26 protein-coding genes and 1 tRNA gene are annotated in these 25282 nt (G+C 70.7%); 9 read left to right on the forward strand and 18 right to left on the reverse strand.

What is annotated here, in order from left to right:
- Positions 1-12: 12 nt before the first annotated feature.
- Entirely contained in the window at positions 13-558 is a 546-nt protein-coding gene (locus IM778_RS10380; protein WP_194408831.1) for a hypothetical protein, read from the reverse strand.
- Positions 559-742: 184 nt separating this feature from the next.
- On the opposite strand from IM778_RS10380, the gene IM778_RS10385 reads away from it, so the two are divergent.
- From IM778_RS10385 to IM778_RS10405, 5 genes are all read left to right on the forward strand, one after another.
- Positions 743-1357 (forward strand): dihydrofolate reductase family protein, encoded by a 615-nt coding sequence (locus IM778_RS10385; RefSeq protein WP_194408832.1) that lies wholly within the window; start codon positions 743-745, stop codon positions 1355-1357.
- 255 nt (positions 1358-1612) lie between these two features.
- Entirely contained in the window at positions 1613-2101 is a 489-nt protein-coding gene (locus tag IM778_RS10390) for a GyrI-like domain-containing protein (protein WP_194408833.1), read from the forward strand.
- 60 nt (positions 2102-2161) lie between these two features.
- Positions 2162-4687, forward strand: a complete 2526-nt coding sequence (locus IM778_RS10395; protein ID WP_194408834.1) for a glycoside hydrolase family 65 protein — start codon at positions 2162-2164, stop codon at positions 4685-4687.
- A 29-nt stretch (positions 4688-4716) separates the two neighbouring features.
- Complete coding sequence (locus IM778_RS10400; RefSeq protein ID WP_194408835.1) at positions 4717-5538, forward strand: universal stress protein; 822 nt, start codon at positions 4717-4719, stop codon at positions 5536-5538.
- A gap of 167 nt (positions 5539-5705) precedes the next feature.
- On the forward strand, positions 5706-6458 hold the full coding sequence (locus IM778_RS10405; protein WP_194408836.1) for an SDR family NAD(P)-dependent oxidoreductase: 753 nt from the start codon (positions 5706-5708) through the stop codon (positions 6456-6458).
- 151 nt (positions 6459-6609) lie between these two features.
- Here the strand turns inward: IM778_RS10405 and IM778_RS10410 are convergent, their stop codons facing one another.
- Entirely contained in the window at positions 6610-7641 is a 1032-nt protein-coding gene (locus IM778_RS10410) for a S66 family peptidase (RefSeq protein ID WP_194408837.1), read from the reverse strand.
- Positions 7642-7836: 195 nt separating this feature from the next.
- Positions 7837-7910: transfer RNA gene (locus IM778_RS10415), tRNA-Pro, on the reverse strand.
- Positions 7911-8039: 129 nt separating this feature from the next.
- Here IM778_RS10415 and IM778_RS10420 point away from each other — a divergent pair.
- From IM778_RS10420 to IM778_RS10430, 3 genes are all read left to right on the forward strand, one after another.
- A complete protein-coding gene (locus IM778_RS10420; RefSeq protein ID WP_194408838.1) occupies positions 8040-8627 on the forward strand; it encodes a GNAT family N-acetyltransferase in 588 nt (195 codons plus the stop codon).
- A gap of 100 nt (positions 8628-8727) precedes the next feature.
- A complete protein-coding gene (locus tag IM778_RS10425; protein ID WP_194408839.1) occupies positions 8728-9405 on the forward strand; it encodes a lysoplasmalogenase family protein in 678 nt (225 codons plus the stop codon).
- Complete coding sequence (locus IM778_RS10430; protein WP_194408840.1) at positions 9402-9797, forward strand: RNA-binding S4 domain-containing protein; 396 nt, start codon at positions 9402-9404, stop codon at positions 9795-9797. Before IM778_RS10425 ends, IM778_RS10430 begins: the two co-directional genes overlap by 4 nt.
- 238 nt (positions 9798-10035) lie before the next feature.
- Here IM778_RS10430 and IM778_RS10435 read toward each other — a convergent pair whose 3' ends face one another.
- The gene (locus IM778_RS10435) at positions 10036-10944 is read right to left on the reverse strand and encodes an NUDIX domain-containing protein (protein ID WP_194408841.1); all 909 of its coding nucleotides are present in this window, start codon (positions 10942-10944) and stop codon (positions 10036-10038) included.
- Between the two features lie 125 nt (positions 10945-11069).
- Between IM778_RS10435 and IM778_RS10440 the strand changes: the two genes are divergently transcribed.
- Positions 11070-11486, forward strand: a complete 417-nt coding sequence (locus IM778_RS10440; RefSeq protein WP_194408842.1) for a GNAT family N-acetyltransferase — start codon at positions 11070-11072, stop codon at positions 11484-11486.
- Between the two features lie 77 nt (positions 11487-11563).
- Here IM778_RS10440 and der read toward each other — a convergent pair whose 3' ends face one another.
- The 14 genes from der to IM778_RS10510 form a co-directional block, all read right to left on the reverse strand.
- Positions 11564-13102: a ribosome biogenesis GTPase Der gene (der, locus tag IM778_RS10445; RefSeq protein ID WP_194408843.1), complete on the reverse strand. Its 1539-nt coding sequence runs from the start codon at positions 13100-13102 to the stop codon at positions 11564-11566.
- The gene (gene cmk, locus IM778_RS10450) at positions 13092-13826 is read right to left on the reverse strand and encodes a (d)CMP kinase (protein ID WP_228484501.1); all 735 of its coding nucleotides are present in this window, start codon (positions 13824-13826) and stop codon (positions 13092-13094) included. Before cmk ends, der begins: the two co-directional genes overlap by 11 nt.
- A 4-nt stretch (positions 13827-13830) precedes the next feature.
- On the reverse strand, positions 13831-14964 hold the full coding sequence (locus IM778_RS10455; RefSeq protein ID WP_194408845.1) for a prephenate dehydrogenase: 1134 nt from the start codon (positions 14962-14964) through the stop codon (positions 13831-13833).
- Positions 14965-15792: a pseudouridine synthase gene (locus IM778_RS10460; protein ID WP_194408846.1), complete on the reverse strand. Its 828-nt coding sequence runs from the start codon at positions 15790-15792 to the stop codon at positions 14965-14967.
- Complete coding sequence (gene scpB / locus IM778_RS10465; RefSeq protein WP_228484502.1) at positions 15789-16424, reverse strand: SMC-Scp complex subunit ScpB; 636 nt, start codon at positions 16422-16424, stop codon at positions 15789-15791. The genes IM778_RS10460 and scpB overlap by 4 nt, the downstream gene beginning before the upstream one ends.
- The gene (locus IM778_RS10470) at positions 16414-17226 is read right to left on the reverse strand and encodes a segregation and condensation protein A (protein ID WP_194408847.1); all 813 of its coding nucleotides are present in this window, start codon (positions 17224-17226) and stop codon (positions 16414-16416) included. Before IM778_RS10470 ends, scpB begins: the two co-directional genes overlap by 11 nt.
- On the reverse strand, positions 17210-18100 hold the full coding sequence (locus tag IM778_RS10475) for a ParA family protein (RefSeq protein ID WP_194408848.1): 891 nt from the start codon (positions 18098-18100) through the stop codon (positions 17210-17212). Before IM778_RS10475 ends, IM778_RS10470 begins: the two co-directional genes overlap by 17 nt.
- 108 nt (positions 18101-18208) lie before the next feature.
- Positions 18209-19189: a site-specific tyrosine recombinase XerD gene (gene xerD, locus IM778_RS10480; protein ID WP_194408849.1), complete on the reverse strand. Its 981-nt coding sequence runs from the start codon at positions 19187-19189 to the stop codon at positions 18209-18211.
- A gap of 20 nt (positions 19190-19209) precedes the next feature.
- Positions 19210-19839 carry an NUDIX domain-containing protein gene (locus tag IM778_RS10485; protein ID WP_228484503.1) on the reverse strand — a complete coding sequence of 210 codons (630 nt, stop codon included), beginning with the start codon at positions 19837-19839 and terminating at the stop codon, positions 19210-19212.
- A complete protein-coding gene (locus IM778_RS10490; protein ID WP_194411825.1) occupies positions 19836-21557 on the reverse strand; it encodes a CTP synthase in 1722 nt (573 codons plus the stop codon). Before IM778_RS10490 ends, IM778_RS10485 begins: the two co-directional genes overlap by 4 nt.
- A 17-nt stretch (positions 21558-21574) precedes the next feature.
- Entirely contained in the window at positions 21575-23266 is a 1692-nt protein-coding gene (gene recN, locus IM778_RS10495) for a DNA repair protein RecN (protein WP_194408850.1), read from the reverse strand.
- Complete coding sequence (locus tag IM778_RS10500; RefSeq protein WP_194408851.1) at positions 23263-24294, reverse strand: NAD kinase; 1032 nt, start codon at positions 24292-24294, stop codon at positions 23263-23265. Before IM778_RS10500 ends, recN begins: the two co-directional genes overlap by 4 nt.
- A complete protein-coding gene (locus IM778_RS10505; protein WP_194408852.1) occupies positions 24291-25091 on the reverse strand; it encodes a TlyA family RNA methyltransferase in 801 nt (266 codons plus the stop codon). Before IM778_RS10505 ends, IM778_RS10500 begins: the two co-directional genes overlap by 4 nt.
- Complete coding sequence (locus IM778_RS10510) at positions 25088-25246, reverse strand: hypothetical protein (protein ID WP_194408853.1); 159 nt, start codon at positions 25244-25246, stop codon at positions 25088-25090. Before IM778_RS10510 ends, IM778_RS10505 begins: the two co-directional genes overlap by 4 nt.
- Positions 25247-25282 lie beyond the last annotated feature (36 nt).

Here is a 25282-nt window from a genome sequence, read left to right on the forward strand (position 1 = left end):
AGACGACGCGGATCAGCGCCCGCGACCGCCTTCGTCGGTCCACTCATCGATCTGGGCTCGGTCAGCGGCGACCGTGCCCGCCGTGCCCGGCGCCGCGCTCGCCGCGGTGTCCCGCGACGTCGTGAACGTCACCGATTCCGCCAGCGCCGCCACCGTCGCCACCCGGGCCTGCTCGTTCGCGGCCCTGTCGTGAGATCGTGCGGCCGCGGCATCCTGCTTGGCGTGAACGCCGTCGCTGATCTCTGCGAGCCGATCAGCCAGTCGTGTCGAGAGCCCATCGCGCAGTTCTTGCAGGTTCGTGTGGGCGATCTCGAGACGTCGGTCCGAGACTCTCACCTCCACGGTCGGATACCCGGCCGTCGCGAGGAACTCGCGGGTCTCGTTCCCGAGGATCTCCGCCACCTCGTCCCGCTCTGGGCGACGCGTGAACACCGCTTCGACGGTGTAGCGGTCGGGTGCGTTATCTGTCATCAGCGAAGCAGGCAACGAACCCACCAGCACCGATCCCAGGCCCAGCGTCGCGGCGTGTGCGCCGCTCGTTCGTGTCTGTGTCTCCATATCCGCACCGTACGCCCCGAATCTGTACGGCCCACAGGTTCACGGAGGCCGGCTCGGGTCTTGACGGAACGTGTTCTGCGATCTTCTCTTGTATTCGACCACTCCGTTGATCAACTGCTTGTCCGCATACGACATGGGCGAGTCGCTCGACAAGGCCTTCGCGGCCAGAGAAGGAGAAGGAACAATGACGCGGGTGGTCGCCGACATCTCGATCTCGCTCGACGGCTTCGTCACCGGCCCGAACGCCGGATCCGACAACGGGCTGGGCGACGGCGGCGAAGCGCTCCACACGTGGGCGTTCTCCGACGATCCCGTCGACCGGCACGTCGTCGCGCAGGCGACGACCCGCTCGGGAGCGGTCGTCATGGGCCGCCGGCTGTTCGACATCGTCGACGGCCCGCACGGCTGGAGCGACGAGGTCGGCTACGGTGCGCGCGAAGTGGGCAAGCCGCCGTTCGTCGTCGTGACGAGCGCCCGGCCCGAGAGCGTCCGGCTCTCGGAACTGGACTGGACCTTCGTCACCACCGGACTGGCCGATGCGATCGAGGTCGCACGCTCGCGCGCCGCGGCGGCCTCGGCCCGGCGCGGCGAAGACCTCGACGTCGTACTCATGGGCGGCGGCGAACTGATCGGCTCCGCCCTCGCCGCCGGGCTCGTCGACACGCTGTCGCTCCATCTCGCGCCGGTGGTGCTCGGGGCGGGCACTCCCCTCTTCTCCGAGGGAGCCTCGCGGTCCCTCGTGCAGCGAGAGGTGACCGTGAGCCCGAACGCGACGCACCTCGTGTACGACGTCGAATGAGGGCCCCTCCCCGACGGCGGAAGAGGGGCCCCGGAAGGATGCCCTCAATCGCTGGTTCATGTAGGCCGCGTCCGACGGTGCCCCGATGAGACTCATGCCCGGAGTGTCACCCCGAGGTGAGGACTCGGCGCGCCGATCGGCGGGACCAATGACCCAGCGAGCGGCCCGTTCCCGCCCCAGACTGAGGGCGATGGCCGGCCCCCGTGCGACGTCTTCTGGGCGTTCGATGCGGGGCGACAACGACAGGAGTGCCGCATGACTGACATCGAAGTCACCGAACGCGCTGAAGTGCTCACCGCAGGTGTGCGCAAGACGGTGCCGACGGATGAGTTGACCGACTTCTTCTCGCACGCCTTCGCCGAGACGATGCGCGTGCTCACAGCACAGGGGGTCCAGCCCGCTGGGCCGCCGTACGGCAAGTACTACGGGATGCCCGGAGCCGCTGTCGACGTAGAGGCCGGGTTCCCCGTCGCCGCGCCGGTGACCGGCTCCGGCGAGGTGGAACCGGGGTTGCTGCCCGGCGGCAGCGTCGTCGAGGCCGTCCACATCGGACCGTACGACACTCTGGTGCAGACGTACGCCGCCATCGAGGACTTCGTCGCCGTCCGAGGCCTGACGCCGAGTGACGTCATGTGGGAGAGCTACTTGAGTGATCCGGAGGTCGAACCGGATCCCGCGACGTGGCGCACACTCATCTCGTGGCCGGTGACAGGTGAAGCGTCGCGTGCACCGATGACCCAGTGAACCGACCGGACCGCGTCCGAGTACTCTCTCCGGCGACTCTCACCACTCCGGAGGCCCGACATGCGTCCACCGCTCCCCGCTTCGGACGTGTGGCCCGAGTGCGGACTGTGCAGTCGTCGGCTCACCGACTGGGACCTGGATGTCCCCCACGCGAACCTGCATGAGGAGGGAACGTGGGAGGCTCTCCTCACTCTGGGCAACGGGTACTTCGCTACTCGCGGTGCGGCGCCGGAGGCGATCTCGGACGGAGCGCACTACCCCGGCACCTATGTGGCCGGCGTCTACGACCGGCTGACTTCCTCGGTCCACGGCGTGCGAAGCGAGGACGAGAGCATTGTCAACCTGCCGAACTGGCTTCGACTCACGCTCCACACGCCCGGCGGGCAGCTGCTGGATCCGCAGATCGCACACTATGAACACGATCATCGGCAGTTGGACATGCGCCGTGGGGTTCTCCTCCGGGAACTTCGCGTCGAGGACCCTGCCGGTGACAGGACCGTGGTCCGGCAGGAGCGGTTCGTCTCCATGCGGCATCCACATCTCGGGTACCTGCGCACCACCGTCCTCCCCGTGAACTGGTCCGGTGCGCTGCATGCCGAGTCGTGGACGGATGGGGCAGTCTCGAACGGCAACGTCGAGTCATTCCGTGGGCTTGGCGGTAGACATCTCATCATCCGGCACGCAGACCCCTTGACGGAGGGATCGGCCGTCCTCGTGGCCGAGACCCTGCAATCCAAGCTCCGCATCGCGGTGGCGATGCGCACCCGCGTCGACGGGTCCCCGTCGACGGTTGCCGCTCTCGAACGCGACGCAGCCGTTGGCGTGCAGTGGGATGGCAGCGCCGCGCGGGGTACAGCTGTCGTCATCGACAAGACCGCGGCTGTATTCACGTCACGCGATCACGCGATCTCCGAGCCCGCCGTCGCGGCGCGGCGAGAGCTCGCACATGCTCCGGAATTCTCGGAGGCTCTGCGCGCTCATACAGCTGAATGGCATCGCGCATGGGGACTGATGCGGCTCGATGTCGAGACGGCGGAGAACCGACGAGTCGCGGACGGGGAGGTGCAGCGGACCGTCAATCTGCACCTGTTCCATCTGGCGCAGACCCTGTCCCGGCATACCGCCGACAGCGATGTCGGAGTCCCCGCCCGAGGGCTTCATGGGGAGGCCTATCACGGGCGCGTGTTCTGGGACGAGCTGTTCGTGTTCCCGATGCTCAACCTGCGAACCCCCGAGCTGACGAGGTCGCTGTTGATGTACCGCTACCGTCGGCTCCCCGAAGCGCGCAGGCTTGCCGAATCCATCGGTGCGAACGGCGCGCTGTTTCCCTGGCAGAGCGGAAGCGACGGGCGCGAGGACACGCCCCCCTTCTTGTACAACCCTCTTTCCTCCGCGTGGCTGACCGACAACTCGCGCCGGCAATTCCACATCGGGCTGGCAGTGGCCTACAACACCTGGCACTACTTCCAGGTGACGGGCGACGTCGAGTTCCTCGCCTCGTACGGCGCGGAACTGCTCGTCGAGATCGCGCGGTTCTGGTCGGCGCGTGCGGAGTTCGACGCACACACCGGGCGCTACAACCTGCGCGGGATGATGGGCCCCGACGAATTCCACGACTGCTACCCCGGTCGCCCGGGGAGCGGCGTCGACGACAACGCCTACGTCGCCGTGCTCGCTGCGTGGGTGTTCACGGTGACACTGCGTGCGCACGATCTCCTCGGCGACCGCCACACCGACGGGCTCTGGCAGCGCCTGGGACTGGGGAAGGAGGAGCTGGATCGGTGGAACGCGCTCAGCCGACGGCTGTACGTGCCGTTCCTGCCGTCGGGCATGATGGCGCAATTCGAGGGCTACGCAGACCTCGACGAGCTCGACCTCGGCGCCTATCGAACTCGGTACGGCGATATCGGGCGACTGGATCTCATCCTCGCCGCGGAAGGCGATTCGACGAACCGCTACAAGGTCTCCAAGCAGGCCGACGTCCTCATGCTCTTCTATCTGTTCAGTGCCGAAGAGCTCGCGTCCACGATGACGCGCCTGGGGTACGACTTCGACCCGCAATCGATCCCGCCGACGATCGAGTACTACCTGGCGCGCACGACGCACGGTTCGACGCTCAGTCGCGTCGTGCACTCGTGGGTACTGGCCAGAGGGCACCGACGCGCGTCCTGGCATCTGCTGCGCGAGGCACTGGAGGCCGATCTCAAAGACAGGCAGGGCGGAACGACGCGCGAAGGGATCCATCTGGGTGCGATGGCCGCGACAGCCGACATCCTTCAGCGCGGATACACCGGCCTCGAGCTGCGCGACGACGCCCTTCACCTGCATCCCCAGCTTCCGGATGCCATCGACCGCCTCGCATGCGAACTGCGCTATCGAGGACACTTCCTGACCCTCGTCGTCACGCAAGAGACGATGGAACTCACGTCGGGGCGAGGGGACGCACGGTCCATCCGAGTCGTGGTCGACGGACAGCACGCCCAGCTGCGGAGCGGGGGCACGGTGCGGCTCGACCTCCGTGACAGGGATCGCGGGGATGCCAGGGACGTTGGTCCCGGCCACGACGTCGGCGGATCAATACCGTGACTCCTGGAAGGGACGTCGAGGAGAGAGTCATGGAGAAGGTCGTGGTGGGATACGACGGCAGCCCTGCCGCGGAATCCGCGCTGGACTGGGTGACCGATCGCGCGCTCCGCGCGGCCATGCGAGTCGAAGTGATGCTCGTGGCCAACACATTCCTCTCCGACCAGGCGGACGCGGATCACCGGCTGGAGCAGGCCAAGGCCCGGCTGACGACACGAGTGCCCGGATTGCCTGTGGAGACTACCCGCGTCGACGGCGTGATGCCCGGCTCGCTCGTTCAGGTCGCGGCGGGGGCAGACCTCCTCGTGGTCGGGGTCGATCGCGGTCACCCCGTCAGGGCCGCGCTGCACGGATGGCTTCCGCAGCGGGTGAGTGCGGAGGCTGCGACCCCGACCTGTGTCGTCCCGCGCGGTTGGGTGGCGGTCGATGGTGCGGTGACGGTCGGTCTGGCGGACGACGGGTCCTCTGAGGCCGCCGTAGACTTCGCCGCCGCCGAGGCGGACGCCGCCTCTCGCCCGCTGCACCTCCTGCACGCCTGGTTCGGCCCACTGTCGACGGACGCCGCACCGGATCCGCAGCCGATGTCGATGCGCCGCCTGCACACCGAACACCAGCGCTTCGCCGCCGATGCCGCCGACCGAGTCCGCGGTGTACGTCCGGGCGTCGAAGTGCACGTCGTCCTCACGCAGGCCAATCCCAGCACGGCTCTCGCCGCCGCGAGCCGCCTCAGCTCGCTGCTCGTGATCGGCACCCACCGCCGTGGCATCCTCGCCGGAGGGCTCGTGGGCTCGGTCGGTTTGGACTTGATCGGCGTGATCAGCGCACCGCTCTGCGTCGTTCCCCTTCGAGGGTGAACGAGCCGGTGCGTGGAGGGGCACTGCTGCCGCTGTCAGGAAGGTCAAGCCGCGGCATCCCCTCTCGCACGGGTCGAAGATCCCATCGACGGGAACACCGCGGGACCTTCGGCCCGGCGCCGCGGACGGCGCACCGCTCGAATGAGGTGTCAGACGAAAGGATCACCATGACTCACTACGCTCACCGATTCTCGGGCTGCACAGTCATCGTCACCGGCGCCGGAGCGGGGATCGGCCGCGCCACCGCCGAACGCCTCGCGGCAGAGGAGTGCCGCGTCATCGCCGTGGACGTCTCGGCGGAGCGGCTCTCCGCGCTGTCCGCCGAGGTGGACGGCGACATCGTCGCGGTGACGGCCGACATCACCGACCCGGACGGCATCGGGGCGATCCTCGCCGCCGCCGGCAGCCGAGTCGACGGCCTCGCGAACGTGGCGGGCATCATGGACGGATTCGAACCCACCGCTGAGATCGCCGACAGCACATGGGACCGCGTACTCGCGGTCAATCTGACCGGCATGATGAAGCTGACTCGCGCGGTGCTGCCGATCATGCTCGGCCGCGGCAGCGGCAGCATCGTCAACGTCGGCTCCGAGGCCGGGTTGCGCGGTTCCGCCGCGGGCACCCCGTACACGACGTCGAAGCACGCCGTGAACGGCTTCACCGTGAGCACCGCCTTCTTCTACACGCCGAAGGGCGTGCGATGCAACGCCGTCGCCCCTGGGCCGGTGGCCACGAGCATCGAGGCGCCGTTCCGCTCCGAGTGGGGCCAGACGCGTCTCGGCCCCTTCCTGCAGACGAACGTGCCGCCGGTGGCCCGACCCGAAGAGCTCGCAGCGGCCATCACGTGGCTCCTCAGCGACGACGCATCGAACGTCTCCGGCGCGATCCTCGCCGTCGACGGCGGATGGGCGGCGATCTGACAGGTCCCGAGATCGCGTCGGGAAGAGATCGCGTGATCAAGACCGGACTCCCCGTTGACGGAACAGGCTCCACGCCAAGACTTCGCGCGGCGATCTACCGCACTGCCCCTCGATCGACCCCAGAAGGTCGACACGACGGTGTCGCCATGGTTCAGTACACCGCCGTGAGCGTCCGCGCCGTCGAGTCGAGTCTCAGCAGCCCGCCATACGGGATCACCCATTGAGGTCGGGTGTGACCGAATGGTGGCCCCAGGCACACCACCGCATCGGGGTTGTACTTGCCGACCTCGGCGATCACCACCTCGCGTTGCTCCCGGCGCAGACGATCGCGGGTCGCATCGTCGGGAACCGACTCGTGCGAGCTCACCGGCGGCCGGGCAACGACAACCGCATCGACGGCGCCGAGCACACCACGCTCGCCGAGCGCACGCAGCCAGCGCCCGATCAGGACCGCGGGCGGAACCTCCTCGCTGGACTCGAGGATCAGAATCCCGCCGCGAAGCGCATCCGACGAGGGCATCCTCCCTGCGACCGCGAGTTGATCCACGACCTCGAAGCACCCACCCCAGGTTCTTCCCTCGACCACACGGTGCGGACCAGCCCATGCCCACGGCTCTGTGGGCTCGCGGCGGCCGAACTCCACGAGGGCTGCCGGCGAGAGCCAGTCGGGCCCGAAGTCCTCGGATTCGCCCGGCTCGGTGATCTCGACCTCCCCGCCGTCGAAGAGTGCGGCGCGCAGGCCGGCCAGATGGACGGGGTCGATGCCCGGACCTGGACCGAGATGGACCTGGGTGGACCCGCCGTAGAAGCCCGGAACACCCAGCTGCCACAACCAGTTGAGGATGTTCGTATTGTCGCTGTAGCCGAAGAACGGCTTCGGGTTCTCGCTCACGACGCCCGGGTCGAGGTGAGGGATCACGGTGATCTGGTCGTCACCGCCGACGCTTGAAAAGATGGCGCCGATAGTCGGATCCGCGAACGCGGCGTTGACGTCCGCAGCTCGAGCCTCGGGCGATGCCCCTAACGCACGTGTCGTGGGGAACTCGACCGGGATGAGACTCAGGTCAGCCTGAATCCTGCGCATCGCCTGCTCATGCACAGCGGGAGCGAAGCCGGGAGCCGCGAAGGAGGGCGACAGCACCGCCACCCGGTCCCCCGGCGCAAGCTTCCGAAGGCGAGTCATCGCCACTTGCTGAACCATCCGGCCATTCAACCATCGGTCGCCGTGGGCGCCGCTGACCGTCCACGTCTCGCCGACGCGTCACCCATACGCCGACGAGATCTTCTCGAGGGTCGCGGGACTTTCGTCGATCTGCGGTCACTTCGGCCCAGGAACGACGGAAGCCCGGAAAGAACTTGCGTCTCTCCGGGCTTTTCGTCGGGATGACAGGATTTGAACCTGCGACCCCTTGACCCCCAGTCAAGTGCGCTACCAAGCTGCGCCACATCCCGATGCCCCCGCTCGCGCGCGGACAACTCGACCATCCTACCCGGTCCGCGGGAGCGTCGCGAACCGGCGATGCGCCGGGCGTGGCATCCGTCTCCCTTGCCGGTGTCGGCGCTGACGAATAGCGTCGCGGCATGGCGCACATCACAATCGAACCCGTCACCGCCGACCGCTTCGACGACGCCCAGCACGCCCTGAGCGGCGGCGGAGACGGCCGCAGCTGCCAATGCCAGTGGTGGACCCTCACGAACAAGGAATGGCAGAACACGTCGAAGGAGGAGCGGGAGGCGCTGCTGCGCGACGAGGTCGACGCCGGTCCGCCGCCCGCGCTCGTCGCCTACGTCGACGGCGAGCCTGCAGGCTGGGTGCGCGTCGGGCCGCGCACGAGACAGGTGCGGCTGGGCCGCACGCGCAACTTCACCGCGGGATCAGAAGAGCCCTGGGACGACCCCGACGTGTGGGCCGTCAGCTGCTTCGTCGTGCGCAACGAGCACCGCCGGGCAGGACTGAACGACGAGCTGCTCCGCGCCGCGATCGACTATGCCCGCGAGGGCGGCGCGCGCGTCGTCGAGGCATACCCGTTCGATCCGGCGGCCGGGCGCAAGAAGACCTCGAACGAACTCTTCCACGGCGTCGTCTCGACCTTCCGGTCCGCCGGCTTCCGTGAAGTGGCGCGACCGCGTCCCGACCTCGCGATCGTGTCGCTCGACCTCACGGGCTGACGCCTGGCGCAGCATCCGCGATCCTCCACAGTCGGCGCGGGGGCGCCACGCGACATGCGACGATGTGAAGGCCCGTGTCGTGCACGTATCGAGGAGGATCATGCGTCGACTGTGGATCGCGTTCATCCCGTACATCGTCGTGTCGGGAGTGCACGTCGCCGCCCTTGCCGCGGGCGCCGAAGCGCTGGCCGCTCCCACGAAGCTGGCGCTCATGCCGCTGCTCGCGCTCGCCGTCGTGTGGACCGCGTGGGGGCGCGCCTGGACCACCGCGCACACGCTGCTCGCCATCGCGCTGGGCTTGTCATGGCTCGGCGACGGCGCCGCGACGTTCTTCCCCGGGCTTCCCACCGTGCCGATGATGCTGCTGTGGTTCGGCCTCGCCCACCTCTGCTACATCTGGCTGTTCTGGCGCGTGCTCGCAGTGCGCCGGCCTCCGCTGTGGTCCGCGGTGTACGTGGTGTGGTGGGTCGTGCTGCTCGCGGTGCTGTGGCCGAGCCTCGGGACGCTGCTCGTCCCGGTGGCGGTGTACGGACTCGTCCTCGGGGCCACCGCCGCCGGCGCTGCCCGCTGCCACCCGCTCATCGCGTGGGGTGGTGCGTTCTTCCTCGCGTCCGACACGGTGCTGGCGTTCCGCCTCTTCGTGCCCGAAGCGATGCCCGGCTGGACGAGCCCGGTCGTCATGCTCACGTACTGCACCGGCCAGGGCCTCATCGCTGCAGGAGTGCTCGTCGCCGTCCGCGCACGCCGTTCCGCCGTCGCCGCCGAGGTGGCGGCATGACCGATACCCCGCCGTCCGCCCGCGTCGATGCGTGGCTGTGGGCGGTCAGGGTCTACAAGACGCGTTCGGCCGCGACGACGGCATGCCGCGCCGGGCATGTCCGGCTCAACGGCGACCGCGCGAAGGCCGCGCAGCCGGTTCGCCCCGGCGACGAGCTGCGCGTGCGCATCAGTGGGTTCGACCGCATCCTCGTCGTCAAGAAGCCCATCTCCAAGCGCGTCGGCGCCGCCGTGGCCGCCGAAGCCGTCGAGGACCGCACGCCTCCCCCGCCGCCCCGCGAGCTCACGGCGTTCGTGCCGGTGCGCGATCGCGGCGCCGGTCGCCCCACCAAGCGCGAGCGCCGCGACATCGACCGGCTCCGGGGCCGCGACGGGGACGCCCTCGGGCGTTGAGTGAGCGAGGATGAGCGCGGCTCACCGCGTTTCGTCTCGCTTCGCTCGCTCAACGACCGACGGGCAGGATGTCGCCGGTCGTTGAATGAGCGTTTCGTCTCGCTTCGCTCGCTCAACGACCGACGGGCAGGATGTCGCCGGTCGTTGAATGAGCGTTTCGTCTCGCTTCGCTCGCTCAACGACCGACGGGCAGGACGTCGCCGGCCGTTGAATGAGCGTTTCGTCTCGCTTCGCTCGCTCAACGACCGAGGGGCAGGATGTCGTGCAGCCAGCGGGCGCCGCGGACGGCGGTTCCGGCATCCGTCGACCGCTCGGCCAGACCGCGATCGCTCGTGACCACCGTCACGGTCCGCCCCGCAGTGACGAGCCGCTGCGCCTCGGCGACGATCCTGTCGTCACCGGATGCCTCGGCGCGCACCACCTCGACGCCCTCGGCGGCTGCGACCGAACGAGCCTGTCCTTCGACCACCACGACCCACTCGGGGAACCACGTGTGCTCGGAAAGCCCGAGCGCGTCGGCGGGCACGCCGTCGGCGGCGAGGGCCGAGAGCCGCTGCAGCAGGCGGTGGGCAGCGCCCGCCCGATCCCGCCACCATCCGTCCGGCACGGAGCCGACGACGTTCGCGGCGTCCACGACGATCGCGGGCCGCACCGGCACGAGGCCCCGCAGCCGGCCCCACGAGTCGGCGAAGCCGGGATGCAGCGGATGCCGGGGCACGTCGTCGATCGGCACCCACGCCAGCTCGCGGCTCTCGGGATCACTGATCGTCGGCTCGAACGGCGTCACGACATCGCCGACCAGCGTGGTGTAGCTCCAGTACCCGAGATCGAAAACGCTCAGCACCCGGGGACGGATCGCTCCGTCCGGCACGCCGGCCTCCTCGGCCGCCTCGCGCAGCGCGGCGTCGCACGCCGACTCGTCCTCGTGGCGGGCGCCTCCCGGCAGCGCCCAGGTGTCGCCGAAGTGGCTCCACGACACGCGGTGCTGCAGCAGTACGCCCTGATGGGGATCCACCGCCAGGAGCCCCGCGGCGCCGAACCGGCCCCAGTAGCGCTCCCCCGTGGGTGCGACGACCCACGCGTCGCCGGGATCGCGAGGACCGTGCGGCCGTCGCGGTTCGCCGGGGGCGGGAGGCTCGATCGTCACCCTGTCAGCCTGTCACACCGGCCGGATCGGGGCTCGCGCGCGACCGCGCGTGACACCGGGCCTTCGGTCCACGGGCCGTCGTGCGGCCCGTCCCCGCCCGGTCGAGGACCGGCCAGAATGTCGGGATGGACTACGAGCTCGACGACGATCCGGGGCGGATCCAGCGCGACATCGTGTGGGAATGGCTGTCGACCGAGGCGTACTGGGGTCGCTGGCGCACGCGTGCCCAGGTCGAGACGCAGCTCGACACCGCGTGGCGAGTCGTCGGCGCCTACCGCACCGACACCGGCGCGCAGGTGGGGTTCGCCCGCGCCGTGTCGGACGGCGTCGGCTTCGCCTACCTCGCGGACGTGTTCGTGCTGTCCGGGCACCGCGGCCACGGCCTCGGCACACGGCTCCTGCAGCTCATGATCGAAGACGGGCCCGGTCGCGACATGCGCTGGACTCTGTTCACCGACGACGCCCACGTCCTCTACCGCCGGTTCGGGTTCGCCGAACCGGGCCGTACCGCGATGGTGCGCCCCGCCGCGCAGGGCACCTGACGACGGCCTCGGGCCGAGGCATCCGTCTCACCCGCCCGTCGGCGCACACCGGCGGCGCACACCGGCGGCGCTCACCGTCAGCGCTGGCGACGCTCCCGCACGCGCATGTTGATCACGATGGGCGTGCCCTCGAAGCCGAAGAGCTCGCGCAGACGCCGCTGGATGAAGCGGCGGTAGCCCGGGTCGAGGAACCCGGTCGTGAACAGCACGAAGGTCGGCGGACGCGTCGACGCCTGCGTGCCGAACAGGATGCGCGGCTGCTTGCCGCCGCGGACCGGGTGCGGGTGCTCGGCGACCAGCTCCGACAGGAACGCGTTGAACTTGCCGGTCGAGATGCGCTGATCCCACGACTCCAGCGCGGTCTCGAGCGCCGGCACGAGCTTTTCGAGGTGACGCCCGGTGCGTGCTGAGATGTTCACGCGCGGCGCCCACGCGACGTGCGCGAGGTCCTGCTCGATCTCGCGCTCGAGGTACCGGCGGCGGTCGATGCCGTCCATGTCGTCGTCGTTCAGACGGTCCCACTTGTTGAACGCCAGCACGAGCGCACGGCCCGACTCGAGCACCAGGTCGATGATGCGCACGTCCTGCTCGCTGAGAGGCTGGGTGACGTCGAGCACGACGACGGCGACCTCCGCCTTCTCGAGAGCGGCCGACGTGCGCAGCGACGCATAGAAGTCCGCGCCCTGCTGCAGGTGCACGCGACGGCGGATGCCGGCGGTGTCGACGAAGCGCCACAGCCTGCCGCCGACCTCGACGAGCTCATCGACGGGGTCGCGCGTGGTGCCGGCCAGCTCGTTGACGACGACGCGCTCCTCGCCCGCAGCCTTGTTGAGCAGCGACGACTTGCCGACGTTCGGACGGCCGAGGATCGCGACGCGGCGCGGGCCGCCGATCTCGTTCTTGGCGACGGCCGAGACATCGGGCAGCACCTTCACGACCTCGTCGAGAAGGTCGGCGACGCCGCGGCCGTGGATCGCCGACACCGGGTGCGGCTCGCCGAGACCCAGGTTCCACAGGGCGGCGGCCTCGGGCTCCTGACGGGCGTCGTCCACCTTGTTGGCGACGAGGAAGACCGGCTTGCCGCTCTTGCGCAGCAGCCGCACGACGTGCTCGTCGGTCGAGGTGGCACCCACCATCGCGTCGACCACGAACATCACGACGTCCGAGAGGTCGATCGCCACCTCCGCCTGGGCGGCGACCGAGCGGTCGATGCCCTTCGCGTCGGGCTCCCAGCCGCCGGTGTCGACGATCGTGAACCGCCGATCCATCCACTCGGCCTTGTACGTCACGCGGTCGCGCGTGACGCCGGGGGTGTCCTCGACGACGGCCTCACGACGGCCGAGGATGCGGTTGACCAGCGCCGACTTGCCGACGTTGGGCCGGCCGACGATCGCGACCACCGGGAGCGCCGGCAGGACCTCGATGCCGTCGACACCGTGGACGAGCCCCTCCAGGAGCTCCTCGTCCTCGGTGTCGAGGTCGTAGTCCTCGAGACCGGCGCGCAGGGCCGCCGCGCGCTGTGCGACGAGGTCGTCGTCGAGCGCGGCGAGGTTCTCGGCGAGGTGGTCCTCGCCTGCTTCGTACTCCTCGAACTCGGAGCGGTCGTCAGCTGCCATCTCGGGCTCCTGTCTGAACGGGACCATCCGCGGACGCGCCGAGCGTGTTGTCGATGACGTCGAGCACGGCATCCACGGTCTGGTCGAAATCAAGGTCGGTCGAGTCGACGACCTCGACGCCGGGTGCGGCGGTGAGGAAGTCGACGACCGTCGAATCGGAAGCGTCGCGCCGGTGGAGGGCCGCGGCGACGGCCGCGGCATCCTGATGCGTCAGCTCGGCGCTGCGGCGCGCGGCCCGCACCTCGGGCGCGGCGGTGAGCAGGATGCGCACCGGTGCGTCGGGCGCGACGACCGTGGTGATGTCGCGGCCCTCGACGACGACGCCCGGACGCCCAGACCCCGCGACGAGCGCACGGAACAGCGCGTTGACCGACTCGCGCACGGCGGGCACGCGCGCCACACCGCTCACCGCGTCCGACACGCGCGGCTCGCGGATGGCGTCGGTCACGTCGGTGCCGCCGACCCGCACCCAGTAGGCGTCGGGGTCGAGCGAGATCGCGTAGTCGAAATCGCTCGCGACGTCGAGAACGGATGCCGCGTCCGACGTGTCGATGCCATGCTCGAGCGCGTGCCAGGCGAGTGCCCGGTAGGCGGCGCCGGTGTCGAGGTAGCCGTATCCGAGCCGGCGCGCGGCCTGCTTCGAGACGCTCGACTTGCCGCTGCCGGCAGGCCCGTCGATCGCGACGATCACGGTGCCGGGCGCCGCGACGGCGGGCGCGCTCATGGGGTCAGTCATTGGTGGTGCTCGCAATCTTCCAGCCGCGCGCTTCGAGGCCGTCGACGGCCCGGCGCACCGCGCTCGGGACGACGCTGATCTCGGCGAGGCCGAACTGAGCGCCGGGCGAATGCTCCAGGCGCAGGTCTTCCACGTTGACGCCGAGCTCGCCGAGCTCGCCGAAGAGGCGCCCGAGCTGACCCGGGGTGTCGTCGACCATGACGACGACCTGCTCGAAGCGGCGATTCTGCCCGTGCTTGCCGGGAAGACGCTCGACGCCGTCGTTGCCGCGGCGGATGGTGTCGGCGACCGCGCGCCGCGCGCCGGGGGCATCGGGGGCGCGCAGTGCGTCGGCCACCGCCGACAGGTCGGCGGCGAGGCGGTCGAGCACGTCGACGACGGGATCGGAGTTGGCGCCGAGGATCTGCACCCACAGTTCGGGGGCGGATGCCGCGATGCGGGTCGTGTCGCGCACGCCCTGGCCCGCGAGGCGCAGGCTGTCGTCGGGCGCGTCGACGAAGCGCCCCGCCAGCAGGCTCGCGACGAGCTGCGGCACGTGCGAGACCAGGGCGACGGCGCGGTCGTGGTCTTCGGGCGACATCTCGATCGGCGTGGCGCCCAGGTCGAGCGCGAGCGCCTCGACGAGTGCGAGGTCGGCGGACGGCGTCTCGGCGTCGCGGCAGACGACCCACGGGCGACCGACGAAGATGTCGGCGCGCGCCGAGATCGCTCCCCCGCGCTCCCGGCCGGCGAGCGGGTGCGAGCCGATGTAGTGCGTGAGATCGACACCGCGTTCGCGCAGCGCGCGCAGCGGCTCGAGCTTGACGCTCGCGACGTCGGTCACGACGGCCCGCGGGAAGCGGGTGAGCTCGCGCTCGATGATGTCGGCGGTCACATCGGGCGGCACGGCGACCACCACGAGCGCCGGGTCGTCGCCGTCGGACGCGCGCCGGCCGGCACCGTAGTCGACGGCGAGGCGCAGCTGCGAGGGCGACGTGTCGTCGAGCGCGACGTCGACCCCGCGGGCGCTCAGCGCGTGGCCGATGCTCGCGCCGAGCAGGCCGGCGCCGACGATGCGCACCGGGCCCCGTACGCGCGGAGCGAGGCCGGCCGTGTCGCGGGCGGCGCGCGCGGCGGAATCGGTCACTTACGTCTCCTGTTCGTCCTCTCCCGCCAGAGTGGACGAGGTGTCACGGCGCGCGAGAGTCAGCAGAGCGCCGCGCTCCACTTTAGTCAACTCGCGGGCACGCCCGGCTGGCAGTGTTCCCAGGTGGAGCGGTCCGAACTGCCGGCGGACGAGTTCGATGACCGGATGCCCCACCGCATCCATCATGCGCCGCACGATGCGGTTGCGGCCGGAGTGCAGCGTGAGCTCCACGAGCGACCCGCCGCCGGAGGCGCCGGCCACCGAGCCCGTCGAGGTGGACAGCAGCCGGGCCTTGTCCGCCGCGATCGGGCCGTCCTCGAGCTCGATGCCCCGCACGAGCTTCTGGATCGTCTGCGGCGTCACCTGCCCGTCGACCTTGGCGATGTAGACCTTCGTCACCCCGAACGACGGGTGCGCGAGCACGTGCGCGAGCTCGCCGTCGTTGGTGAGCACGAGCAGGCCGCTGGTGTCGGCATCCAGTCGCCCCACGTTGTAGAGGCGTTCGGGCCAGTCCTTGGTGAAGCCGCGCAGATCGGGGCGACCGCGGTCGTCCTTCATCGAGCTCACGACGCCGGTCGGCTTGTTGAGCATGACGTAGCGCTTCGACTGGTCGAGCTGCACCGCGGTGCCGTCGACGTCGACCAGGTCGTGGTCGGGGTCGATGCGGGAGCCCAGTTCGGTCACGACGGCGCCGTTGACCCGCACCCGTCCCTCGACGATGAACTGCTCGGCGACCCGGCGTGACGCGACCCCCGCATTGGCGAGCGCCTTCTGCAGCCGGATGCCCTCCGCCGGCCGCTCGGGCTGCTGCGGGTCTCGATCGGTCATCGTGGTGTCCTTCCGTCGAAGACGTCTCCCGTGACCTCGTCGGCGCCGTCGAGCAGCGGCGAGATGTGGGGCAGCTCGTCCAGAGAGTTGATGCCGAGGTGCCCGAGCAGGGCCTCCGTCGTGCCGTAGTTGATGGCGCCGGTCTCGGCATCCGTGAACAGCTCGGTGATGAGTCCGCGCGCCAGCAGCGTCCGCACCACCGAGTCCACGTTCACCGCTCGGATGGAGGCGACCTGACTGCGGGTCACCGGCTGCTTGTACGCGATCACGGCCAGCGTCTCCAGCGCCGCCTGCGACAGTCGCGACGGCGCCTGGCCCCCGACGAACTCGCTCACGAGGTCGTCGAACTCCTCGCGCACGTACAGTCGCCACCCGCCGCCGACCTCGCGCAGCTCGAACCCGCGCACCGGTCCGCCGGCACGGCCGTCGTAGTCGTCCACGAGTGCTTCGATCGCCTGCCGCACGGCGGGCACGGGCGCTCCGACGGCCGCCGCGAGGCTCACCAGGCTCTGCGGCTCCTCGACGATCAGCAGGATCGCCTCCAGCCGGCGCGCGACATCGTCGGCCACGTGCGGCAGGTCGCCCCCCGTTGCGGGTGCCCGCGAAGCGGGGGTCTCGGGATCATCGGTCATAGTCGGCTCCCAGGGTCGCGAGGTTCTCGTCGGACCACCGCTGCGCGCTCCAGCGGAGAGTCAGCTCGCCGAGCGGCTCGAGCTGCTCGAACGAGAGGGCGGCATGGCGGTAGAGCTCGAGCACCGACAGGAATCGCGCCACGACGACTCCGGACTGGTCCACGCCGGCGATGAGCTCGCGGAACGTCAGGCTTCCGGCATCCCGCAGCAGGGTGACCACGATCGCCGCCTGCTCGCGGATGCTCACCAGCGGCGCGTGCAGGTGGTCCAGGCCCACCCGGGGGATCTCCTTCGGCGTCATCGCGAGGAGCGCGAGCGCGGCGAAGTCGTCGACGGTGAGCGACCACGCGAGCTCGGGCACCGCGTTGCGGTACTTCTCGTCGAGGCGCACCGAGCGCGTGTGCCGCCGCTCCTCGCGGCGCAGGCACCGCTCGAACCACGCCGAGACCTCCTTGAACGCGCGGTACTGCAGCAGGCGGGCGAAGAGCAGATCGCGCGCCTCGAGCAGCGCGACCGACTCGGCATCGACGAGCTCGCCCTGCGGCAGCAGCCCCGCGACCTTCATGTCGAGCAGTGTCGCCGCCACGACCAGGAACTCGGAGGCCTCGTCGAGATCCTCCTCCGGCCCCAGCTGCCGCAGATACGAGATGAACTCGTCGGTCACCTTCGACAGCGACACCTCGGTGATGTCGAGCTCATGCTTCGAGATGAGGTTCAGCAGCAGATCGAACGGGCCGTCGAAGTTCGACAGCGAGACGCGGAACCCCTCGCCCGGTTCGGTGACCTCAGGCGACGGCGCCACGGGCGACCAGCTCCCGCGCCAGTCGCAGGTACGCCTGCGCGGCAGCGTGCTCGGGCGCGAACTCGGTGATGGGCATGCCCGAGACGGACGCGTCCGGGAACTTGACCGTGCGCCCGATCACCGTCTCGAGCACGTCGTCGCCGAAGGCGTCCACGACCCGCTCGAGCACTTCGCGCGAATGCAGAGTGCGAGGGTCGTACATCGTCGCCAGCACGCCGTCGAGCGTGATCGTCGGATTCAGCCGGTCGCGCACCTTGTCGATCGTCTCGATCAGGAGGGCCACGCCGCGCAGCGCGAAGAACTCGCATTCCAGCGGGATGATCACGCCGTGGCTCGCCGTGAGCGCGTTCACGGTGAGCAGGCCGAGCGACGGCTGGCAGTCGATGAGCACCACGTCGTAGTCGTTGGCGACGGGGCGGAGGACTCGCGCGAGCGTCTGCTCCCGGGCGACCTCGTTCACCAGGTGAACCTCCGCGGCCGACAGATCGATGTTGGCGGGGAGCACGTCCAGGTTCTCGACGCGCGAGCGCACGATCACCTCGCGCGGGTCGCGCTTGCCGTCCAGCAGCAGGTCGTAGATGGTGGGGGTCTCGTGCGTCTGGATGCCGAGTCCCGCCGACAGGGCGCCCTGCGGGTCGAAGTCGACGGCGAGCACCTTGCGTCCGTACGACGCCAGCGCCGCGGCGAGGTTGATGGTGGTCGTCGTCTTGCCGACGCCGCCCTTCTGGTTGCACAGCGAGATGATGCGGGCGGGGCCGTGGCCGTCGAGCTGGGGAGGCGTGGCGAAGCCGTGGTACGGACGCCCGGTCGGTCCGATCGGAACCTCGGACTTCGAGGTCTTCGCCGACCCTGTCTTCGTCCTGCTGTCAGCCACCGTGCTCCCGCTTCCTCGTGCTCGCTCGATACTAGTCGGCCACCGGGATTTCACGCGGCACGGCGCCGGACCGGCGGCGAATGCCGCACACTTCGATCCCCCGGCCGCTCACCGCGCCCGGGGGTGCGAGGTGGCATAGACGTCGCGCAGCGCATCCACCGAGACGTACGTGTAGATCTGCGTCGTGGCGACCGACGCGTGCCCCAGCAGCTCCTGCACCACGCGGACGTCGGCCCCGCCCTGCAGCAGGTGCGTCGCGAACGAGTGGCGCAGTGTGTGCGGCGACACGTGCGCCGTCAGGTGCGCGCGTTCGGCGGCGGACTGGATGACGAGCCATGCGCTCTGCCGCGAGAGCGGCGCGCCCCGCGCCCCGAGGAAGAGCCTCGGGGTCGCCCGTCCCCGGCGCGACAGCTCGGGCCGCGCGCGCGTGAGGTACACGTCGAGCGCGGCGCGCGCGTACGAGCCGACCGGGACGATGCGCTCCTTCGAGCCCTTGCCCCGCACGCGCAGCACATCGCCGTGACTCACGTCGTCGACGTCCAGCTGCACGATTTCGGAGACGCGTGCGCCGGTCGCGTACAGCAGTTCGAGCAGCGCACGGTCGCGCATCCCGATGAGGTCTCCCGGCGCCGCTCCCCCGCTCGGAGCCGGACCCGCCGCGGCGGCGCCCGGCGCATCAGACGCCGCCACCGTCGCGGGCGCCGGGCCGGCGGCATCCAGCAGCTTCTCCACCTGCTCGATCGTCAGCGCCTTCGGAAGCCGGCGCGGCTGCTTCGGCGGACGCAGGCGGGCCGCCGGATCGACCGTCTCGACGCCCTCTCGGGCGAGGAACCGGTGAAGCCCGCGCACCGAGGACTGGAGCCGGGCGAGCGACGACGCCGCGATGGGCGGACGAGCCGCGGCGCGATCCGCGACGAAGGCACCGACCACGTCGGCGGTCACCGCCGACGTGTCGTCGATGCCTCGCTCGCGCAGCCAGGCCACGTAGCCGGCGAGGTCGCGGCGATACGCCGCCACCGTGTTCTCCGACAGCCCGCGCTCGATCGAGACGTGGCGCAGGTAGGAATCCACCGCCCGGTCCAGTCGCATGCGCGAACCCGCCGCCCGGATCAGGCGCCCGTGGCCTCCCGCGCGGAGCGCAGGCGCTCACGCGCGGCCAGCACGCCCACCGTCATGATGCCGTTGCGCAGCCGGCCCGAGAAGATCCCGTCGACGACATCGTCCAGCGCCACCCACTCCAGGACGATGTCGGCCTCCTCCTCCTCGCGTGCATGCACGGCGCCCGCGGGCGACAGGCCGCGCGCGAGGAACAGATGCACGACCTCGTCATTGCCGCCCGGGGTCGTGAAGACGCTCACGAGCGGCTCCCACGACTCCGCCACGAGGTCCGCCTCCTCGGCGAGCTCCCGCCGGGCCGTCTCGAGCGGGCTCTCGCCGTCGACGTCGAGCAGGCCTGCCGGCACCTCCCAGTCGCGGAGCCGGATCGGATGCCGGTACTGCTGGATCAGCAGCACCCGGTCATGCTCGTCCAGCGCCACCACCGCCGCCGCGCCGGGATGGTCGACGTACTGACGCACGATCCGGCCGTCGCCGTACGACACGGTGTCGCTGCGGACATCCCACACGCGACCCTCGTACACCCGCTCGCTCTCGACGATCGTCGCGTCGACCGGTTCATCGGCGAGCACGCGCACCGGCGTGCTCGGGGCGCCGGGCCGCGGCATCCGTTCGCCGGTCACGCCACCGATTCCTCGGCCGGCTCGAAGGGCTCGCCGTCGAACAGCTCGCTCGAGCGGTGACGCTCGAGCGCCGCGCCGACGAGGCCGCGGAACAGCGGGTTCGCATCGGTCGGGCGCGAGCGCAGCTCGGGGTGCGCCTGCGTCGCGATGTAGTACGGGTGCACGTCGCGCGGCAGCTCGACGTACTCGACGAGATCGAGATCCGGGTTCACACCCGAGAACACCAGCCCCGCCTGTGCGATCTGCTCGCGGTACCGGTTGTTGACCTCGTACCGGTGACGGTGACGCTCGGACGCGCGGTTCGAACCGTACACCTCGGCGGCGATGCTGCCTTCCACGAGGTCGGCGGGGTACAGCCCCAGACGCATCGTGCCGCCGAGATCGCCGTGGTCGAGGATGTCGACCTGCTCCTCCATCGTCGCGATGACCGGGTGCGCGGTGTCGGGGTCGAACTCGCTCGAGGACGCCCCCTCGATGCCCGCGACGTGGCGTGCGTACTCGATCACGATGCACTGCAGGCCCAGGCAGATGCCGAGGGTCGGGATGCCCTGCTCGCGCGCGAACTTCAGCGCCCCGATCTTGCCCTCGATGCCGCGGATGCCGAAACCGCCCGGGATCACGATGCCGTCCAGCGGCGCGAGCGCCTTGGCGGCGCCCTCCGGCGTCTCGCACTCGTCCGACGGGATCCAGCGGATGTTCACGTGGGTCTCTTGCGCGAACCCGCCCGCCTTCAGCGCCTCGGTGACCGAGAGGTAAGCGTCCGGCAGGTCTATGTACTTGCCGACCAGGCCGATCGTGACCTCGTGCTTCGGGTTGTGCACGGCCTGCAGCACGCGCTCCCAGCGCGACCAGTCGACATCCGCCGCCTTCGAGAGGCCGAGCGCGCGCACGATGTACTCGTCGAGACCCTGGGCGTTGAGCATCGACGGGATGTCGTAGATGCTCGGCACGTCGACCGCGTTCACGACCGCGCCCTCGTCGACGTCGCACATGAGCGCGATCTTGCGCTTGTTCGACTCCGTCACGGGGCGATCGCTGCGCAGCACGAGCGCGTCCGGCTGGATGCCGATCGAGCGCAGTGCCGCCACCGAGTGCTGCGTGGGCTTGGTCTTCTGCTCGCCCGAGGCGCCCATGAACGGCACCAGCGAGACGTGCACGAAGAAGACGTTGGTGCGGCCGAGCTCGTGGCGGATCTGCCGCGCCGACTCGATGAACGGCTGCGACTCGATGTCGCCGACCGTGCCGCCGATCTCGGTGATGATGACGTCGGGACGCGGCTCCTCGGTGGCCTGCAGGCGCATGCGGCGCTTGATCTCGTCGGTGATGTGCGGGATCACCTGCACCGTGTCGCCGAGGTACTCGCCGCGGCGCTCCTTGGCGATCACCTGCGAATAGATCTGCCCCGTCGTGACGTTCGCCGCCTCGCTCAGCTCGATGTCGAGGAAACGCTCGTAGTGGCCGATGTCGAGATCCGTCTCGGCGCCGTCGTCGGTGACGAAGACCTCGCCGTGCTGGAAGGGGTTCATCGTGCCCGGGTCGACGTTGAGGTACGGGTCGAGCTTCTGCATGACCACGCGCAGTCCGCGCGCCGTCAGGAGGTTCCCGAGGCTGGCGGCGGTGAGACCCTTGCCCAGAGAAGAGACGACACCACCGGTCACGAAGATGTGCTTGGTGGTGTCGTCAGTAGAGTCGCCGCGGGAAGAACCAGAAGTCTGCATCACGGGCTTTTATCCTATCAGTCCAGGTCCGTGCGAAGTCTGAGCAACTCGCGTGCGTGTGTGAGCGCGGCATCGGAATCCGGCATCCCCGAGAGCAGTCGCGCCATCTCGGCCTCGCGCTCGGCACCGTCCAGACGCCGGACATCGGATGCCGTGACCGAGCCGTCGCTCGCCTTCACGACCGTCAGATGATTGGCCGCGAACGCGGCGACCTGCGCGAGATGGGTCACCGCGATCACCTGCGACGACTGCGCGAGCCGGGCCAGACGCCGGCCGACCTCGATGGCGGCCGCGCCGCCGATGCCGGCGTCGACCTCGTCGAAGACGAAGGTGGGCACGGGGTCGACGGCGGCGATCACGACCTCGATCGCGAGCATCACGCGGCTGAGCTCGCCGCCGCTCGCGCCGCGCGAGACCGCCCGCGGCTCGGCGCCGGGGTGCGGGGCGAGCAGGATCGCGACGTCGTCCCGGCCCGACGCCGACTCGGCTCCGGGGGTGACGGCCACCTCCAGGCGCGCGTCGGGCATCGCGAGGGCGCGCAGCTCGGCCGTCACCGCAGCGCCCAGTCGCTCCGCCGCCTCGGTGCGCGCCGCGGTCAGCGCGCCCGCGGCCGTGTCGAGGGCGGATGCCGCGGCATCCCGCTCGCTCGTGAGCCGCTCGATGCGATCACCGTCGTCATCGAGTTCGGCGAGCCGCGCGGATCCGGAGTCGAGCAGGTCGAGCGCCGCGTCGAGCGAGCCGTGTGCGCGCACCAGGGCCGCCAGCACCGACCGGCGCTCCTCGACGGCGGCCAGTTCGTGGGGGCCGGTCTCGTCGAGATCGGCGAGGTAGCCCGCGAGCGCCGCGGCGACGTCGGCGGTGCGATAGCCGAGGTCGGCGACCTGCGCACCCAGCTCCTCGAGCACAGGATCGTGCACCCGTTCGAGGGCCCGGCGCGCCTCGGCCAGAAGCGATCCCGCATCGGGCGCGTCTCCCTCTCCCGACAGCGCATCGTGCGCGGAGGCCGCGGCCAGCCTCAGCTCCTCCGCGTTCGCGAGCCGCTCGGCGCGCGTGGCGAGCTCGGCGTCCTCGCCGGGCTGCGGCGCCGCCTGCTCGATGTCGGCGAGCTGCGCGCGCAGCTCCTCCGCTTCGCGCGCCCGGGCATCCCGGTCGGCGGTCAGCTGCGAGAGCTCGCGGTCGAGCGTGCGCCAGTGCTCGTACGCCAGGCGGTACTCGGCTCGCGCGGCCTGCACGGGCTCGCCGCCGAACCGGTCGAGCGCATCGCGCTGCGCGGCGGCCGAGCGCAGGCGCAGCTGGTCGGACTGACCGTGCACCACGACGAGCGAGTCGGCGAGGTCGGCCAGCACGCCCGCGGGGGCGGCGCGACCGCCGACCGATGCGCGGCCGCGGCCCTCGCTCGAGATCGAGCGCCCGACGAAGAGCTCGGCGCGGCCGTCCCCGAGGGGCTCGACGTCGCCGCCCGCCTCACGCACGCGCTCGGCGACGGCGCCCTCCTCCGGCACGATCCACACGCCGTCCACGGTCGCCTGCGCGGCGCCGGCGCGCACCGCGCCCGAATCGGCGCGCTGCCCGAGCAGCAGCCCGAGACCCGTCACCACCATCGTCTTGCCCGCGCCGGTCTCGCCGGTGATCGCGGTGAACCCAGGCCCGATCGGCAAGGTGGCCTCCGCGATCACCCCCAGGTCGCGCAGCCGCATCTCTTCGATCACGGGGCGACCTCTCCGGCGAGACGCGCCGCGGGATCGGCGGGGGCCGCGGATGCGGCATCCTTCGCCGGCGCGAGCGGGAGCGCGGCGGTGATCGCCGCCGGACCGCGCCACCCCTCCACCGGCAGGCGGAACTTGCGCACGAGACGGTCGGTGAACTGCGCCGGGTGAAGACGCGCGAGACGCACGGGCCGGCTGGAACGGCGTACGACGACGCGCGCTCCGGGCGGCAGATCGTGCGAGCGGCGCCCGTCGCACCACAGGATGCCGGTGCCGTTCGTGTGTTCGAGCACCTCGATCGCGACCGAATGCTCCGGCCCGACCACGAGCGGCTCCGCGAAGAGCGCGTGCGCAGAGAGCGGCACCACCGCGATGGCCTCGACGGTCGGCCAGATGACGGGCCCGCCGGCCGAGAAGTTGTACGCGGTCGAGCCGGTCGGGGTCGAGATCACGACGCCGTCGCATCCGAACGTCGACAGCGGCCGGCCGTCGATCTCGATGACGACCTCGAGCATGCGCTCGCGGCTCGCCTTCTCGACCGTCGCCTCGTTGAGCGCCCACGTCTCGTAGATCACCGAGTCGGCGGTGTCCTTCACGCGCACCTGCAGCGCAAGTCGCTCCTCGACGTCGTAGTCACGCTCGATCACTCGGCGGACGGCGTCGTCCATGTCGTCGCGCTCGATCTCGGCGAGGAAGCCGACGTGCCCCATGTTGATGCCGAGCACGGGAGCCGTGCCGTCCCGCACGAGTTCGGCCGCGCGCAGGATGGTGCCGTCGCCTCCGAGCACGATCGCCAGCTCGATGTCGGCGACCGCGACATCGCGGCCGAGGATCGCGATGTCGGCGAACGACGGGCGCACCGCGATGACGTCTTCGCTGTCGTCCGGCGAGAGCACCGGCCGCGCTCCCGCGGCGCGCAGCGCCGTCACGACCCGCTCCGCGGCATCCACCGTCTCGGCACGGTGCGCGTGCGCGACCACCAGGATGCTGCGCTCGGCCCCTGCGTCGGCCCGTGGATCGGAGTTGTTCATCGGCTCCCCGCCAGTCGGTTCACAGTGCCCAACCATTCTGTCGGATTGCTCCCCTGCCCCGGCGCGAGGTGTGCGATGAACTCGGAATTCCCGTGCGTCCCCACGACCGGGGAGGAGACGACGCCGCACGTGCCGAGTCCGGCATCCCACGCCGCCCACAGGACGCCGGCGACGGCATCCGCCCGCAGCGCGGGATTCGTCACGAGCCCGCCCTTGACCGCCGTGCGCCCCACCTCGAACTGCGGCTTGATGAGCAGCACGAGATCCGCCGGTGCGGCCGCGACGTCGCGCGCGGCCGGCAGCACATGCGTCAGCGAGATGAAAGACAGGTCGCCGGTGATCACGGACGGCGGCGCGTCGATGCCCGACGCCTCGGCGAGAGAGTCGCGTGTCATGTGGCGGACGTTGAACCCCTCGACCGAGATGACGCCGGGGTCGTCGGCGACGGATGCCGCGAGCTGCCCGTGGCCGACATCCACCGCGATCACCGGCTCGGCGCCGCGCTCCCGGAGCACCTGCGTGAAGCCCCCGGTCGAGGTGCCCATGTCGAGGGCGAGCCGCCCGCGCACGTCGATGCCGAACGCATCCAGCCCGGCGATGAGCTTGTGGGCCGCGCGGCTGACGTAGTGGTCGCCGCCCGCGACCTCGAGCACGCTGTCGTCGGCGACCTGAGCTGCGGGCTTGACGACAGGTCGGCCATCGACGGAGACCAGGCCCTGCGCGATGAGGGTCGCGGCGTGCGTGCGCGAGCGGGCGAGTCCTCGAGCAGCCAGCGCGGCGTCGAGGCGCGGCGTCATGACGGCGTGCCGGGGGTCGCCTCGAGACGGCGGGCGAGCGTGTCGTGGAGCGACTCGTACGCCTCGGCGCGCGTCGCGAGCGGCTGCGCCTCGATCACCTCGAGAGACGACAGCAGGTCATCGGCCTCGTCGTCGCGTTCGCTGGGCTGATCCATGCCCCCAGGATACGGGCGCGCCGCGACGCCGCCGGG

The sequence above is a fragment of the Microbacterium cremeum genome, from assembly GCF_015277855.1.
Classification (GTDB): Bacteria; Actinomycetota; Actinomycetes; order Actinomycetales; family Microbacteriaceae; genus Microbacterium; species Microbacterium cremeum.